Here is a 16844-nt window from a genome sequence, read left to right as displayed (position 1 = left end):
GTACGACCCGCCAGCCGCCCGGGCCGGGCGCTTTTATTACCCCCGCGTGGGTAAGGGTGACTACCCCCCCCCCGGCGGCGCGGACGGCGTCGGCCGTGATGCCGACGCCGAGCGCCCGGTGCATCTCCCAGGTGCGGACCGCCTCCGCGGCCCGCCGGAACACCGCCTCGCCCTCCCCGATCCGGGTGCGGACGTGCAGCGGGTGGAAGCCGGGCGGACAGTGGCCGGCGCGACGCGTCGCGCCGACCTCGTCATAGGTGAAGGACATGCCGCCCAAGAGTAGAAGGCGGTCAGTTGACGTTGACCGCCGCCCAGGCGGCCGCCACGGCCTTGTACTCGGTGCCGGCCGAGCCGTACAGCGCCGACGCCGCGCTCAGGGTCGCCGCACGGGCGCCCTTGTAGTCGGTCGTCGACGTCATGTACGTCGTCAGCGCCTTGTACCAGATCGCGGCGGCCTTGGTGCGGCCGATGCCGGTGACCGTGGAGCCGTTGTAGGTGGGCGAGTTGTAGCTGACGCCGTTGACCGTCTTCGCGCCGCTGCCCTCGGACAGCAGGTAGAAGAAGTGGTTGGCCGGGCCGGAGGAGTAGTGCACGTCCAGGCCGCCCAGGGAGGAGGACCAGTAGTCGGCGGACGCGCCGTCCTTGCTGGGCTTGTCCATGTGGCGCAGCGGGGTGCCGTCGCCGTTGATGTCGATCTTCTCGCCGATGAGGTAGTCACCGGGGTCGGAGGCGTTGCCCGCGTAGAACTCGACGGCCGTGCCGAAGATGTCCGAGGTGGCCTCGTTCAGGCCGCCCGACTCGCCGCTGTAGTTGAGGCCGGCCGTGTTGGCGGTGACGCCGTGGGTCATCTCGTGCCCGGCCACGTCCAGCGAGGTCAGGGGCTTGACGTTGCCCTCGCCGTCGCCGTACGTCATGCAGAAGCAGCTGTCGGACCAGAAGGCGTTGACGTAGGCGTTGCCGTAGTGGACGCGGGAGTAGGCGGCGACGCCGTTGTTCTTGATGCCGTTGCGGCCGAAGGTGTTCTTGTAGAAGTCCCAGGTCACCTGGGCACCGTAGGCGGCGTCGACGGCCGCGGTCTGGCTGGTGGAGGAGCTGGAGGCGGTGCCGGTGCCCCACACGTCGTCGGTGTCGGTGAACAGCGTGCCGGCCGAGGAGGTCGTGGAGCGGGCCTTGTTGTACGTCTTGTGGCCGCCGCGCGCGGTGTCGTTCAGCTGGTACGTCGAGCCCGACAGGTAGCTGCTGAGGGTGACGGTGCCGGAGTACTGGCTTCTGCCGGTGCCGGTCTCGATGCCCTGGTACTCGTAGAGCTTCTCGCCGGTGGCCGCGTCGGTGATGACGTGCAGCTCGTTGGGGGTGCCGTCCTCCTGGAGGCCGCCGACGACGGTCTCGTAGGCGAGGGTGGGCCTGCCGGTCGCGGCCCAGATGACCTTGCGCGGGGTCCGGGAGGCCTCCGGCCGGGTGGCGCCGAGGGACTCGGCACGGCCGACCGCCTGCTTCCGGGCGGCCGTCGCGGTGACCCCCGGGGTGAGGTCGGCGACCTTCAGCGCGGCCCTGGTCGCCTTGGTGACGCCCTCGGTCCTGCCGGACGGGCTCTCGTGGACGATCAGGTCGCCGCCGAGGACGGGCAGGCCGGCGTAGGTGCGCTCGTAGCGGGTGTGCAGGGTGCCGTCGGCGTCCTTGACGACGTCCCGGACGACCAGCTTCTCCTGGGCGCCGAGGCCTATCTCCTCGGCGGTGGCCGCCTTGGCGGCGTCGGCGCGCGCGATCAGCGCGGTGCGGCTCGCCGGGGAGAGGGCGAGCGGGGTGGCGGCGGCGGTCCCGCGACCGGTGTCCGCGGGGGTCTGCGCGGAGGCCGGTCCGGTGGTCAGCGCGGTGGTGATCAGCGCCCCGGACGCCACGGCGGTGGCGATGGCGAGGGTGGCACGCCGGTGACGCGCGTAGAGGGAGGACACACAGGCTCCTTGGTTCGTGGGGGTGTCGGTGCTTGTGCGGCGGTGGACGAAGCCTGGCACTCATGGTGCGTACATGTCATGAGCGGCAAGTGATGTTGACCGAAAGGCGGCTGGTCGGTGAACGTTTCAGGCAGGTAAACGCGAGGCGCCGCCCCGGAGCTGAAGCCCCGGAGCGGCGCCGGCCGACCGTTCCTGTGAGGTTTACGGGAAGGTCAGTTTCCAGCCATTGATGTAACCGGTGTCGATGGCCGCGTTGTCCTGGACCCTCAGCAGCCACGTGCCGTTGGCGACCTCGGAGGAGGCGTTGACCGTGTACGTGGTGTTGATGTTGTCCGCGCTGCCGCCGGTGCCGTACGCCTTCAGCGTGTAGGCCGTGCCGTCGGGGGCGACCAGCTGGACCTGGAGGTCACCGATGTAGGTGTGGACGATGTCCACGCCGACCTGGAGGTTGCTCGGCGCGTTGCCGGTGCGGCCCGTGACGGTGATCGGCGAGGTCACCGCGGCGCCCTGGTCCGGTATGGACACGTCCGTGGTGCTCTCGAAGGTGGTGCCGCCACCGCCGCCGCCGGAGCGGGAGCCGACCGCGACGGCCGCCCACGCGTCCTGCACGGCCTTGTACTCGGCGCTGGTGGTGCCGTACAGCTCACCGGCCGCCGCCAGGGTGCCGGTGCGGGCGCCCGCGTAGTTGGTGTTCGAGGTGAACTTGGTGGTGAGCGCCTTGAACCAGATCTGCTCCGCCTTGGCGCGGCCGATGCCGGTCACCGGAAGGCCGTCCGAGGTCGGCGAGTTGTAGCTGACGCCGTTGATGACCTTGGCGCCGCTGCCCTCGCTGAGCAGGTAGAAGAAGTGGTTCGCGGGACCGGACGAGTAGTGCACGTCGATCGAGCCGATGCCCGAGTACCAGCTGTCCTTGGACGCGCCGTCCTTGCTCGGCTTGTCCATGTAGCGCAACGGGGTGCCGTCGCCGTTGATGTTGATCTCCTCGCCGATGAGGTAGTCACCGATGTCGGAGGAGTTGTTGGCGTAGAACTCGACGGTCGAGCCGAAGATGTCGGACGTCGCCTCGTTCAGACCGCCGGACTCGCCGCTGTAGACCAGCTTGGCGGTCACCGAGGTCAGGCCGTGCGTCATCTCGTGCGCGGCCACGTCGATCGACGTCAGCGGGTTCGCGTTGCCCGAGCCGTCGCCGTAGGTCATGCAGAAGCAGCTGTCGGACCAGAAGGCGTTGACGTAGTTGTTGCCGTAGTGGACCCGGGAGTACGCGCCGACGCCGTCACCGCGGATGCCGTTGCGGCCGTGCACGTTCTTGTAGTAGTCCCAGGTCAGCGCCGCGCCGTAGTGGGCGTCGGCGGCGGCCGACTCCAGGTTGGACGGGCTGCCGTTGCCCCAGACGTCGTCGGAGCCGGAGAACAGCGTGCCGGTGCCGGAGGTGCCCCGGTTGAGGTTGTACGTCTTGTGACCGCCGCGCGCCCCGTCGGTGAGGTTGTACGTCGAGCCCGACTGGGTGGTGGTCAGCGGGACGGTGCCGCTGTAGACGGTGTTGCCGGTGCCGGTCTCGATCGCCTCCCACTCGAACAGCTTGGCGCCGGTGTTCGCGTCGGTGACGACATGCAGTTCCTGCGGGGTGCCGTCGTGCTGGAGGCCGCCGACGACCGTCTCGTAGGCCAGGGTCGGCTTGCCGGTCGCGGCCCAGATCACCTTGCGCGGCGCCCGGTTGACGTCCGCGTCCTTGGCGCGCTCGGCCCGGGCGGCGCCCAGTGCCTGCTGCTCGGCGCGGCTCGCCGCGACGGAGGGCTCGAGCGAGGCGACCTTGACGGTGGCCCGGGTCGCCTTGACCACACCCTCGCGCGCCCCGTCCTTCGCGGTGGCGACGATCAGGTCGCCGCCGAGCACGGGCAGGCCGGCGTAGGTGCGCTCGTAGCGGGTGTGCAGGGTGCCGTCGCGGTCCTTGACCACGTCACGGACGACCAGCTTCTCCTGGGCGCCGAGGCCCAGGTCCTCGGCGGTGTCCGCGGAGGCGGCCTGCGCGTCCCGGATCAGCGCCGCGCGCTGGGCGGGGGTGAGCTTGACCGGCAGGGCGCCGGGGTCGGCCTTGCCCGCGGCCACCGGGGCCTGGTCGGGGGCCGCGGTGGCCGAGCCCGCCTGGACGGCGGCGGCCAGCAGCGCGGACACGCCCACGAGGGCGACGGCCGCGGCCTTGCGGTGCAGGGTGTGGGAGGTGCGTCTGTGGGAGGAACTGCGTCTCAACACTGACTCCTTCTGCGGGCCGCGGATTGCGCGGCCGGGGGAGACCGGACGCCGGGTGGGGCCGTCCGGGCAGAACAGGTGGTACGTGACAACCACGTGCGTCAGAGCGATGACCCGGCCCACAGCGGGGGTGGTCGAACTGTGGGGTTGCTGTGGGGTGGCCGTGGGAAGAGTGGCAGCAGATCGCCCCACCTGTCAGGAGCGCGTCAATAGAATGGCTGGAAATCGTTCGTTGTCCGGGAGTTCACGTTCGATATGCGGACTAGTCACTCGTCACGGACACGGCAGGTGCGCCCGGCCCGCCGGACGGCTCCCCGTGCCACGTCCGCCACAGCCGCGCATACGCCCCGCCCGCCGCCACCAGCTCCGCGTGCGTGCCGAGCTCCGCGAGCCGGCCGTCCTCCATCACCGCCACCCGGTCCGCGTCGTGCGCGGTGTGCAGCCGGTGCGCTACTGCGATGACCGTACGGCCGTCCAGTACGGCGGCCAGGGCGCGCTCGGCGTGCCGGGCGGTCGCCGGGTCCAGCAGGGCCGTCGCCTCGTCCAGCACCAGCGTGTGCGGGTCCGCCAGCACCACCCTGGCCAGGGCCAGTTGCTGGGCCTGCGAGCCGTCGAGCCGGCCGGCGCCCAGCTCGGTGTCCAGGCCGTCCGGCAGCTCCCGCACCCACTCCTCGGCGCCGACCGTGTTCAGCGCCGCCCACAGCGCCTCGTCCCCGGCGTCCGGCGCGGCGATGCGCAGGTTGTCCCGGACCGAGCCGAGGAAGACGTGGTGCTCCTGGGTCACCAGGACGACCTGGCGGCGCAGTTGCTCCGGGTCCAGCGCGGCCACCTCCACCCCGCCGACCGTCACCGTGCCCCCGGTGGGCGCGTCCACCCCGGCGAGGAGGCGGCTCAGCGTGGTCTTCCCGGCGCCCGAGGGTCCCACCACCGCCAGCCGCTCCCCGGGGCGGACCGTCAGGTCGACGCCGCGCAGGACCTCGCCGCCGCGGTCGTAGGCGTGGCGCACACCACGGACGTCGATCCGGTCGCCGGCCGGAACCGGTGCGGATCCCCGCCGGGTGCGGGGCGCCTGCGCCAGACCCTCCACCCGGGCGAACGAGGCGCCGCTGGACTGGAGTTGCTCCACCCGCATCAGGATCTGGTCCAGCGGCTCGGCGAACCGGTGCATGCACAGCGCCGCCGCGACGACCGAGCCGAGGCTCACCGTGCCGTGCGCGTGCAGCACGCCGCCCAGCAGCAGGACGCACGCCACGGGCAGGATGTACGACACCTCCACCGCCGGGAAGAACACCGAGCGCAGGAAGAGCGTGTACTCGCGCGTGCGCCGGGACTCCTCCAGCGCGTCCCGGCTCGCCGCGACCCGCCCCGGGCCCAGCCCGAACGCCTCCACCGTGCGCGCGCCGGACGCCGTCGCCGCGAGGATCCCGGCGACCCGGGAGGTGGCCGCGCCCTCCGCGAGGTAGCCGTCGCGGGCCCGGCGCAGATACCAGCGCAGGGCGGCGTGGATCGGCAGCAGCCCCAGCAGGCTCGCCGCGCCCAGCAGGGGGTCCACCGCGAACAGGGCGCCCAGCAGGAACAGCGCCTGCACGGTGCTGATGAGCAGGTCGGGGCCCACGTCGCGCAAGGTGGCGCCGACCGCGGCGACGTCGGCCGTGCCGCGGGCGGTGAGGTCGCCGGTCCCCGCGCGTTCGACGGTGGAGGCCGGAAGGTTCAGGGCGCGGTCCACGAACTGCTCGCGGACCCGGGCGAGGGTCCGTTCGCCGAAGCGGTGGGCCGTGTAGCGGGCCTGGCGGGCGAGGAGCAGCTGGGCCACGGCGCACAGGAGGATGGCCAGGGCCAGTTTGTCCACCGTGGCCACGGCGGCGCCCGCGCGCACCTCGTCGATGATGCGGCCGAGCAGCCAGGGGGCGGCCGCGCCTGCCGCCGCCGCCGCGGAGTTGAGGGCGAGGGTGGTGAGGAAGGCGCGCCTGTCCGCCTGGACCAGGTCGAGTGCGGCGCGTCTCACCTGCGGTGGGGCGGCCACGGGGAGGGGGGCTTCGGTGGTCTGCCGGGGCGCCGTGCGCCGTGGCTTGTCGCGCGCACGCGACGGCAGCCGCGGATCCGACACGGCCCCGCGCCCCTGTGGACGGGCCCCTCGGGGCGTTTTTTCATTCCGCATCTCTGGCCACCAGCTTCCTGTAGCCCGGGTCTGTCAGCAGCAGGGTCCCGTGCGTTCCCGTGGCCGCTGTCTTGCCGTCCACCACGTAGTGGACGACGTCCGCCTGGGCCAGGACCAGCGGGGACGTGGTGGTCACCACGGTCGTACGGCCCCGGCGTGCGGCCTTCAGGCGCTCGGCCGCCTTCGCCTCGGTGTGGGCGTCCAGGGCCGAGGTGGGCTCCACGGCGAGGAGGACCTCGGGGTCCGTCAGGAGGGCTCGCGCGAGGCGGACGCGCTGGCGCTGTCCGCCGGAGAGGTTGCGTCCCTGGGCGTCGATCACGGAGTCCAGGCCGTCGGGGAGGGACTGGACGATGTCCTCGGCCACCGCGGCGTGCAGGGCACGGGGGTCGTCGCCGCCCAGGACCTCCCGCAGCGGACCCGCGAACAGGTCGGCCTCGTGGTCCGCGACCAGCACGCGGGAGCGGACCTGGGGGAGCGGCACGTCCGCCAGGAGCACGTCCCCCCAGGTGACGGACGAGGGCGTGCAGCGGCCGAGGCGTTCGACGATCAAGGTGGCGTCGGCGGGGCGCGCGGTCGCCAGGGCGGTCAGCGCGCCGGGGCGCACGGTCACGCCCGACTCGGGGTCGTGCAGGGCGGACGGCTCGGCGGGGGCGTCGGCCGTACCGGTCACCGGCTCCGGCTCCAGGCGCAGGAAACCGACGACCCGGCCGGCGGCCACCAGGGCGCGGCTGATCTGGCCGCTGCACTCCACCAGGAAGGAGACCGGCCACATCAGGGCCGCCACATAGCCGTACACCGACACCAGCTCGCCGACCGAGATCTCGCCCCGTGCGGCCAGCCGCGCCCCCAGCCAGGTCACCACGGCGAGGAACAGCACCGGCAGGCCGGTGCCGAGGGCCTCCATCCAGCTGGTCACCGCGCCCACCCGGTAGCCCTGGTCGCGCAGGTGCCGGGAGTCACGGCGGAAGGCGTCCGTGAACAGGCCCTTGCCGCCCAGGCCGTTGAGGACCCGCAGCCCGCCCGCCAGGTCGGCGATCCGCGCGGTCAGCGCGCCCTGGCGCTCGCGGTACTCCGCCTCCCGGCCCTGCAGCCGCTTCATCAGCGGGCCCAGCACCAGACCCAGCACCGGCACGCCGACCAGCACCACGGCGGCGAGCGGCAGCGACACCGACAGCAGCAGGGCCGCGACGGCCACGAAGGCGACGAGCGCGCCGAGGCCCGGGCCGACCGCGGTCAGCGAACCGGCGATCGTCTGGACGTCACCGACCCCGATGGTGACGACCTCCCCGGCCCCCGACCGCCGGGACAGCGCCGCGCCCAGCCGGACCGAGTGGTCCACGAGCACCTTCACCGTGCGGAAGTTGGCGTCCATCCGCACCCGGGTCATCGTGCGGTGCCGCAGGATGCCCACCCAGGCGGTGACCGCGGCCACCCCCACCAGTGCCGCGCACCAGCCGGCCAGCACCGGGAAGTCACCGGGCCCGAGCCCCTCGTCGATCGCCCGCGACATGACGTACGGCGTGGTGGCCAGCAGGATCATCCACACGCTGGACAGCGCCGCGCCCGCCACCGAACGCCCGGGCTGCCGCATCACCAGCCACCACAGATAGCGCCCCGCGGAGCGGGTGTCGGGTGTGCCGGGGTCGGCGTACGCGTCGATCGCCTGCCGCCGCCTCACGCCAGGCTGTCCCGCCACGCCCGGTGCAGGTCGGCGAACCGGCCCGTCCCGGCGACGAGTTCGGCCGGGGTGCCGTCCTCGACGATCCGGCCCTTCTCCATCACCAGCACCCGGTCGGCGATCTCCACCGTGGACAGCCGGTGCGCGATGACGACGGCCGTACGGCCCTTCAGGACCGTCGCCATGGCCCGCTGCACCGCCCGTTCGCCGGGGACGTCCAGCGAGCTGGTCGCCTCGTCGAGGATCAGCACGGCGGGGTCGGCGAGCAACGCGCGCGCGAAGGCGACGAGTTGGCGCTGGCCGGCCGAGATGCGGCCGCCGCGCTTACGGACGTCGGTGTCGTAGCCGTCGGGCAGGGCGCTGATGAAGTCGTGCGCGCCGATGGCCTTCGCGGCCCGCTCGATGTCCTCGCGGGTGGCGTCGGGGCGGCCGATGGCGATGTTCTCGGCGACCGTGCCGGAGAACAGGAACGCCTCCTGCGTCACCATGACCACCCCGCGCCGCAGCTCGGCCGTCGCCAGCTCGCGCAGGTCCACGCCGTCCAGCAGGACCCGCCCGTCGGTGGGGTCGTAGAAGCGGGCGAGCAGCTTGGCGAGCGTCGACTTGCCCGCGCCGGTGGTGCCGACCACGGCGACGGTCTGCCCGGCCGGCAGGGTCAGGTCGAAGCGGGGCAGCACCTCGCCGCCGGTGCGGTAGGCGAACCGGACGCCGTCGAAGACGACCTCGCGGCCGGGCAGCTCCGAGCGGCGCTCCGGAAGCTCGCGCGGTTCGGCCGGCTCCGGCACCGAGGGTTTCTGGGCCAGCAGTCCGGCGATCTTCACCAGCGACGCGGCCGCCGACTGGTAGGAGTTCAGGAACATGCCGAGCCGGTCGATCGGGTCGTACAGCCGCCGCAGGTACAGCACCGACGCGGCCAGCACGCCGAGGGCCAGCGTGCCGTCGGCGACCCGGTAGGCGCCCCACAGCACGATCAGCGCGACGGCCGTGTTGGCGACCAGCCGGGAGCCGACCACATAGCGCATCATCTCCAGCAGCGCGTCGCCGTTGGTGCGCTCGTGGCGGCGGTTCAGCACCCCGAACTCGGCGTCGTTGACCGCCTCGCGGCGGAACGCGCGCACCGGGCGGATGCCGTTCATCGTCTCCACGAACTTCACGATCACCGCCGCGATCGCGGTCGACCGCTCCTCGTACACCCGCGCGGCCCGCCGCTGGTACAGCCGCACCAGCGCGTACAGCGGCACGAACGAGGCCACCGCGACCCCGCCGAGACCGAGATCCAGCCACAGCAGCAGTACCGAGATGTAGACGAAGGACAGCACCACCGTCACGAGCTCCTGCAGGCCCTCGTCCAGCAGCTCCCGCAGCGACTCCACGTCCGTGGTGGACCGCGAGATCAGCCGGCCGCTGGTGTAGCGCTCGTGGAAGTCGACGCTGAGCGCCTGCGCGTGCCGGAAGATACGGCCGCGCAGGTCGAGCAGCACGTCCTGGTTGACGCGGGCGGACAGCACGATGAACGCGTACTGCAGCACCCCCGCGCCGAGCGCGCACAGCAGATAGCCGGCCGCCACCGCGAACAGCGGTCCGTGGTCGTCGGCGCGGAACGCCGGGACGGCCCGGTCGATGGCGTACGCCACCAGCAGCGGGCCCGCCTGCACCGCCGCCTGCTGGAGCAGCAGCAGAAGCGTGGTGAGGGCGACCCTGGACCGCATGGGCGCGAGCAGGGAGCGCAGCAGGGCGCCGACCGCGCCCGGCGGGGTGGGCAGGGTGTCGCGGTCGAAGGGGTCGCCGGCGCGGTCGGGTGCGTCGTCGGGAGGCGCTTCCCCGGTGGGGGCGCTCGCGGCGGTCGCCGTCATCGGTGGGCCTCCTCGTCCGCTCCGGACATCAGGTGCGCGTACTCGGCGTCGGTGCGCAGCAGTTCGTGGTGGGTGCCGACCGCCGCGATCCGGCCGCCGGACAGCAGGGCGACCCGGTCGGCGAGCAGCACGGTGGAGGGGCGGTGCGCCACGATCAGCGCCGTGGTCTCGGCCAGCACCCGGCGCAGCGCGGCCTCCACGGCAGCCTCGGTGTGCACGTCCAGCGCGGACAGCGGGTCGTCGAGCACCAGGAATCTGGGTCTGCCCACGACCGCCCGGGCGAGCGCCAGCCGCTGCCGCTGGCCGCCCGACAGGCTCAGGCCCTGCTCGCCGACCTGGGTGTCGGCGCCCTGCGGGAGGGCGTGCACGAAGTCGGCCTGCGCGATGGCGAGGGCGCGGTCCAGGTCCTCGGGGGCCGGGTCGTCGCCCGCGCCCATGAGGACGTTCTCGCCGACGCTCGCGGAGAAGAGGGTGGGCTCCTCGAACGCGACGGAGATCAGCGAGCGCAGTTCCTCGCGGGGCATGGCGGTGATGTCGACGCCGTCCAGGGTGATCCGGCCCCCGGTCAGCTCGTGCAGCCGGGGGACGAGGGCGGTGAGGGTGGTCTTGCCGCTGCCGGTGGCTCCGACGAGGGCCATCGACTCGCCGGGGCGGATGTGGAGGTCGACGTGCTCGAGGACGGGCGGAGCGTCCGCGGGGGCGTCGGGATAGCGGAACCGGACACCGTCGAAGCGGATGCCGCGCTCCTCGGCACGCGTCGCGGAGGCCGACACCTGCGCCCCCTCCGGCCGCGCGTCCATCACCTCGAAGTACCGCTCCGTGGCCGTCGCCGCCTCCTGGCTCATCGCCAGCAGGAAGCCGATCGAGTCGACGGGCCACCTGAGCGCCAGGGCGGTCGACAGGAACGCCACCAGCGTGCCCGCCGACAGGTCGCCGTCGGCCACCTGGACGGTGCCCAGGACCAGCGCGGCCCCGATGGCCACCTCCGGCAGCGCCACGATGACGGCCCAGATCGCCGCAAGCAGCCGCGCCTTGTGCAGCTCCGTGCCGCGCAGGGTGCGGGACAGCTCGCGGAACGCCCGTGCCTGACTGCGGTGCCGGCCGAAGCCCTTGACGACCCGGATGCCGAGGACGCTCTCCTCGACCACGGTCGTCAGATCACCGACCTGGTCCTGGGCGAGCCGGGCCACGTCCGCGTACCGCTTCTCGAAGATCACACAGGTGACCATCACCGGCACGGCCGGCACCAGGATCACCAGGCCGAGGGTGAGGTCCTGGACGAGCATGATGATCACGCCGACCAGGATGGTCACGCCGTTGACCAGCAGGAAGGTCAGCGGGAAGGCGAGGAACATGCGCAGCAGCATCAGGTCGGTGGTGCCGCGCGACAGCAGCTGGCCGGAGGCCCAGCGGTCGTGGAAGGACACCGGCAGGCGCTGCAGATGCCGGTAGAGGTCGGCCCGCATCGCCGCCTCGACACCCGACAGCGGCCGCGCCACCAGCCAGCGCCGGAAGCCGAACAGCAGCGCCTCGGCGAACCCGAGGAGCAGCAGGTACAGCGCGCCCAGCCAGACCCCCGCCGGGTCGCCGTCGGCCACCGGGCCGTCCACCACCCACTTCAGCACGAGCGGGATCACCAGCCCCACACAGGAGGCGACGACCGCCACCACGGCGGCACCGAACAGCCGCACCCGTACGGGCCGTACATACGGCCACAGGCGCAGCAGGCTGCGTACGGCGGAACGGTCCTCGGTGGTTGCACGTGTCGTGGGCATCAGCAGCGAGCCTACGGTTCGCCACTGACACTGCCCACCGAGTTTCGGCCGTGCGGCGGTCGGCCGATGGTCCTACGACCTGCGCCTACGGCCGCTTTCCGGCCCCTCACCCCACCTTCAGCAGCAGCACCGCCCGTCCCGGCACCGTGATCCGTGAGCCCGCCGGGCGCAGGGTGCCGGGAGCCTCCGACTGGTCCTCCCGCGAGGTGTCGACGACCAGCTCGTACGACGTGGCCCAGGGCGGGCCCGGCAGCACGAACTCGACCGGCCGCTCCCCGGCGTGCAGCACGGCGAGGAAGCTCTCGTCGAGGACGGGGGCGCCGCGCCCGTCGCGGCCCGGGATGTCGCGGCCGGACAGATACATGCCGAGCGTGGCGGCGGGCGCGTACCAGTCGCGCTCGGTCATCTCGCTGCCGCGCGAGGTGAACCAGGCCAGGTCCCGCAGCCCGTCCGCGGAGTGCGCGCGGCCGGAGAAGAACGCCCGGCGGCGCAGCACCGGGTGCCGGTGGCGCAGGGCGATCAGCCGGGACGTCAGCTCGAACAGAGCCTTCCAGCCGGGCTCCTCCAGCAGGCTCCAGTCGAGCCAGCTGGTCTCGTTGTCCTGGCAGTAGGCGTTGTTGTTGCCGCGCTGGGTGCGCCCCAGCTCGTCCCCGGCGACCAGCATCGGCACGCCCGTCGACAGCAGCAGGGTCGTCATCAGGTTGCGCAGCTGGCGCCGCCTGAGCGCGAGCACCCGCTCGTCGTCGGTGTCGCCCTCCGCGCCGCAGTTCCAGGACCGGTTGTCGTCGGTGCCGTCCCGGTTGCCCTCGCCGTTGGCGTCGTTGTGCTTGTGCTCGTACGACACGAGGTCGCGCAGCGTGAAACCGTCGTGCGCGGTGACGAAGTTGACCGAGGCGTACGGCCGCCGCCCGCCCCAGGCGTACAGGTCGCTGGAGCCGGACAGCCGGTAGCCGAGGTCGCGCACGTCCGGCAGCGCGCCGCGCCAGAAGTCGCGCACGGCCCCCCGGTAGCGGTCGTTCCACTCGGTCCACAGCGGCGGGAAGGCGCCCACCTGATAGCCACCGGAGCCCACGTCCCACGGCTCGGCGATCAGCTTCACCCGCCTGAGCACCGGGTCCTGCGCGATCACCGCGAGGAACGGGGACAGCATGTCGACGTCGTGCATCGAGCGGGCCAGCGCGGCCGCCAGGTCGAAGCGGAAGCCGTCGACGCCCATCTCCGTCACCCAGTAGCGCAGCGAGTCGGTGATGAGCCGCAGCACGTGCGGCTGGACCACGTGCAGCGTGTTGCCGCAGCCGGTGTAGTCGGCGTACCGGCGCGCGTCCGGCTGGAGCCGGTAGTAGCCGCGGTTGTCGATGCCCTTCAGCGACAGGGTGGGCCCGAACTCGCCCGCCTCGGCGGTGTGGTTGTAGACCACGTCGAGGATGACCTCGATCCCGGCCGCGTGCAGCGCGCGCACCATCCGCTTGAACTCGCCGACCTGCTGGCCGGTCGTACCGGAGGCGGCGTAGGCGGCGTGCGGCGCGAAGTAGCCGATGGAGTTGTAGCCCCAGTAGTTGCGCAGACCCCTTCTGAGCAGGTGGTCCTCGTGCGCGAACTGGTGCACCGGCAGCAGCTCCACCGCCGTCACGCCCAGCTTCACCAGATGCTCGACGGCCGCCGGGTGCGCGAGGCCCGCGTAGGTGCCGCGCAGCTCCCCGGGGATGCCGGGATGCCGTTTGGTGAAGCCGCGTACGTGCAGCTCGTAGATCACCGAGTCGGCCCAGGGCGTCTTGGGGCGGCGGTCGTCGGCCCAGTCGTCGTCGTCGTGGACGACCACGCCCTTGGGCACGAACGGCGCCGAGTCCCGGTCGTCGCGGACCGTGTCGGCGACCTGCTGCTCGGGCCAGTCGCGGACATGCCCGTACAGCTCGGGCGCCAGCCCGGTGGGCCCGTAGTCGCCGTCCACCGCGCGGGCGTACGGGTCCAGCAGCAGCTTGGCCGGGTTCCAGCGGGCGCCGGTCCACGGGTCCCAGCGGCCGTGCACCCGGTAGCCGTAGCGCTGGCCCGGCAGCACGCCCGGCACGAAGCCGTGCCAGATCTCGTGCGTCAGCTCGCTCAGCCGGGCCCGCGTCTCACGGCCCTCCTCGTCGAACAGGCACAGCTCCACGGCCTCCGCCCCGCCCGCCCACAACGCGAAGTTCGTGCCGGCCACCCCGTCCGGGCCCACCCGGAACCGGGCGCCCAGCGGGGTCGGCGCGCCCGGCCACACGGGCACGGGCAGGGCCGGCGCCCCGCGCCGCGCCCCCTCGACGACGGCGGCCGTACGCCCGTCCCCGACGGCCACCGTCTCCTGCTCGGCTGCGCTCGACACCTGTCGGCCTCCCGCGGCTCGTCGGCACGACACGGGACGGGTGCGCCATGGCACGCACCCCTCCCCTCGGCTCGTGTCGGCCCTTCCCCCTGTTCTGCCCAGAGGCGGGGTCGCACTCACGTTTCCCCAGGGCCCGCCCGCTCGTTGGGCACCCATGTGAGGCACGTACATGGGCGCGCTCGGCGCGCGAGGGCCGCACTGGCCGCCGTAGTGACATGGGCAGGACTGCTGGCCGGGGCGGCCGGCTGCACGGACGACGGCGGCCCGGACCGCATGCTCGGCAAACCCCCGGCGCCCGAGGACGTCATCCTCGTCTCGCCGGACGACGGCAGCAGGGCCGTGCGCCCGGACGAGCCGCTGGTGGTGCGGGTGCCGGCCGGGCGGCTGGAGTCGGTGCGCGTCAGCAGGCAGCAGGACGCGCAGGAGACGGAGGTGCCCGGCCGGATCTCCGCCGACGGGCTGAGCTGGCGGCCGCGCGAGGAGCGGCTGGCGCTGGCCGCCAGGTACGCGGTCGACGTGGTCGCCGTCGACGGGCACGGCCGCCGCTCGGCCCGCCACACGGCCTTCACGACCTACGTCCCCGAGGAGCGGTTCATCGGCTACGTCACCCCGGAGAACCGGGCCGTCGTCGGCACCGGGATGATCGTCTCCCTGGAGTTCAACCGCGAGATCAGCGACCGCGCGGCCGTGGAGCGTGCCGTACGGGTCACCGCGGAGCCGGCCGTGGAGATCCGCCCCCACTGGTTCGGCTCGGGCCGCCTCGACTTCCGGCCCGAGCACTACTGGAAGCCCGGCACCGAGGTCACCGTCGACCTCGCCCTGCGCGACGTCCAGGGCGCGCCCGGGGTGTACGGGCTGCAGGACAAGACGTTCACCTTCACGGTCGGCCGCAGCCAGGTCTCCCTCGTGGACGCCGCCCGGCACACCATGGAGGTGCGGCGCGACGGCGAGCTGCTCGCGACCGTGCCGATCACGGCGGGCGCCCCGAAGACCACCACGTACAACGGCAGGATGGTCGTCACCGAGATGTACGAGGTGACCCGGATGAACGGCGCCACGGTCGGCTTCAAGAAGAAGAACGGAAAGGGCGAGTACGACATCCCGGACGTACCGCACGCCATGCGTCTGACCGACTCCGGCACCTTCCTGCACGGCAACTACTGGGCGCCCGCCTCCGTCTTCGGCCGGGACAACGTCAGCCACGGCTGCGTCGGGCTGCGCGACGACAAGGGCGGCGGCTCCGACACCCCTGCGGGCTGGTTCTTCGACCGCAGCATCGTCGGGGACGTCGTCGAGGTCGTCCACAGCAAGGACAGGAAGGTCGCGCCCGACAACGGCCTCGGCGGCTGGAACCTCGGCTGGAAGGAGTGGAAGGCGGGCAGCGCGGTCCGATAACCCCCGAGACCGGACCGGTTGGGACCGAACGGTGACAATCGCGCGACCTCGGCGCTCCTGAACGCACGGTTAATATGCGCCAATGCGCGCGCGAGACGCGCTGTTCGCGGGCCCGACCAGGCCCGGGGAGGGGAGATTCGACTTGAACGTGCGACCGATACCGGGGGCGTCGGTTGACGCACGCGGGCGGCGGCTGGGGGCCGTGTTCGCCGGTGCGCTGCTGCTGGCCGTGACCGCCTGCGGCGGCGGGGGACCGGACTCCGGGAAGGAGCCGGGGGAGGGCAAGGGCAAGGGCGGGCGCTCGGTGGCCGCGAGCGGACAGTCCGAGGCCGTCGTCAAGATCGCGCCGAAGAACGGCGCCACGGACGTCGACACCAGCGGCGAGCTGAAGATAGCCGCCGCGAAGGGCAAGCTGACCGAGGTCGTCGTCAAGGACGGCAAGGGCAGGGAGATAGCGGGCTCCATATCCGCCGACGGCAGCGGATGGACGCCCGAGACCCATCTGGCGGCGGCCACCAGGTACCAGGTGCACGCCGTCGCCAAGGACTCCGAGGGCCGCACCGCGGCCGAGGACTCCAGCTTCACCACGCTGACCCCGGACAACACCTTCGTCGGCACCTTCACGCCCGAGGACGGCTCCACCGTCGGCGTGGGCATGCCCTTCTCCGTCCGCTTCACCCGGGGCATCACCCACCCCGACGACGTCGAGAAGGCCATCAGCATCAAGACCGAGCCGGCCGTCGACGTCGAGGGCCACTGGTTCGGCAACGACCGCCTCGACTTCCGGCCCGAGAAGTACTGGAAGGCCGGCACCAAGGTCACCGTCGAGCTCAACCTCGACGGCGTCGAGGGCCGCGACGGCGTGTACGGCGAGCAGTCCAGGACCGTCTCCTTCACCATCGGCCGCAGCCAGGTCTCGATCGTGGACGCCTCCAGGCAGACCATGAAGGTCATGCGGGACGGCAAGCTCTTCAAGACGGTCCCGGTGACCACCGGCAAGCCCGGCTACGCCACCTGGAACGGCCGGATGGTCATCAGCGAGAAGTTCACCGTGACCCGGATGAACGGCGACACCGTGGGCTACGACGGCGAGTACGACATCAAGGACGTACCGCACGCCATGCGCCTGACCGACTCCGGCACCTTCGTGCACGGCAACTACTGGGGCGGCGACGCCTTCGGCAACTACAACGCCAGCCACGGCTGCATCGGCCTGCGGGACGTGCGCGGCGGCTGGGACGAGGACGTCGAGGCGGCCTGGTTCTTCGACAACTCGATCATCGGTGACGTGGTCGAGGTGAAGAACTCCACCGACCCGGTGGTCGACCCGTCCAACGGCCTCAACGGCTGGAACATGCCGTGGGCGGAGTGGACGAAGTAGTACGTGGGTGAGGCGGGCCCGGTGCTGTGACCTACGGCACCGGGCCCGTTGT

10 protein-coding genes are annotated in these 16844 nt (G+C 72.6%); 2 read left to right on the top strand and 8 right to left on the bottom strand.

The features are described from left to right. The 8 genes from ACIGXJ_RS31570 to glgX all read right to left on the bottom strand — a co-directional run. Window positions 1-268: DUF1990 family protein (locus tag ACIGXJ_RS31570; RefSeq protein WP_399652597.1), on the bottom strand; the 268-nt coding region annotated here is incomplete at its 3' end. Between the two features lie 22 nt (window positions 269-290). After that, window positions 291-1952, bottom strand: a complete 1662-nt coding sequence (locus ACIGXJ_RS31565) for a M4 family metallopeptidase (protein ID WP_399652595.1) — start codon at window positions 1950-1952, stop codon at window positions 291-293. Window positions 1953-2153: 201 nt separating this feature from the next. Beyond that, the gene (locus ACIGXJ_RS31560; RefSeq protein ID WP_399652593.1) at window positions 2154-4199 is read right to left on the bottom strand and encodes a M4 family metallopeptidase; all 2046 of its coding nucleotides are present in this window, start codon (window positions 4197-4199) and stop codon (window positions 2154-2156) included. Between the two features lie 262 nt (window positions 4200-4461). Then, window positions 4462-6204, bottom strand: coding sequence for an ABC transporter ATP-binding protein (locus tag ACIGXJ_RS31555; protein WP_399652589.1), 1743 nt, complete (start codon window positions 6202-6204; stop codon window positions 4462-4464). Between the two features lie 142 nt (window positions 6205-6346). Then, window positions 6347-8035, bottom strand: a complete 1689-nt coding sequence (locus ACIGXJ_RS31550) for an ABC transporter transmembrane domain-containing protein (protein ID WP_399652587.1) — start codon at window positions 8033-8035, stop codon at window positions 6347-6349. Then, window positions 8032-9888, bottom strand: coding sequence for an ABC transporter ATP-binding protein (locus tag ACIGXJ_RS31545; RefSeq protein ID WP_399652585.1), 1857 nt, complete (start codon window positions 9886-9888; stop codon window positions 8032-8034). The genes ACIGXJ_RS31550 and ACIGXJ_RS31545 overlap by 4 nt, the downstream gene beginning before the upstream one ends. Then, window positions 9885-11663: an ABC transporter ATP-binding protein gene (locus tag ACIGXJ_RS31540; protein WP_399652583.1), complete on the bottom strand. Its 1779-nt coding sequence runs from the start codon at window positions 11661-11663 to the stop codon at window positions 9885-9887. The genes ACIGXJ_RS31545 and ACIGXJ_RS31540 overlap by 4 nt, the downstream gene beginning before the upstream one ends. 106 nt (window positions 11664-11769) lie before the next feature. Continuing rightward, window positions 11770-14016 (bottom strand): glycogen debranching protein GlgX, encoded by a 2247-nt coding sequence (gene glgX / locus ACIGXJ_RS31535; RefSeq protein WP_399652580.1) that lies wholly within the window; start codon window positions 14014-14016, stop codon window positions 11770-11772. Window positions 14017-14172: 156 nt separating this feature from the next. Between glgX and ACIGXJ_RS31530 the strand changes: the two genes are divergently transcribed. Then, on the top strand, window positions 14173-15411 hold the full coding sequence (locus tag ACIGXJ_RS31530) for an Ig-like domain-containing protein (RefSeq protein WP_399652577.1): 1239 nt from the start codon (window positions 14173-14175) through the stop codon (window positions 15409-15411). 142 nt (window positions 15412-15553) lie between these two features. Continuing rightward, a complete protein-coding gene (locus ACIGXJ_RS31525; RefSeq protein ID WP_399652575.1) occupies window positions 15554-16792 on the top strand; it encodes an Ig-like domain-containing protein in 1239 nt (412 codons plus the stop codon). Window positions 16793-16844 lie beyond the last annotated feature (52 nt).

The sequence above is a fragment of the Streptomyces sp. NPDC053367 genome (assembly GCF_044545925.1).
Taxonomy (GTDB): Bacteria; Actinomycetota; Actinomycetes; order Streptomycetales; family Streptomycetaceae; genus Streptomyces.
Note: the sequence above shows the minus strand (reverse complement) of the source record. Positions and strands in the feature narration are given on the sequence as shown.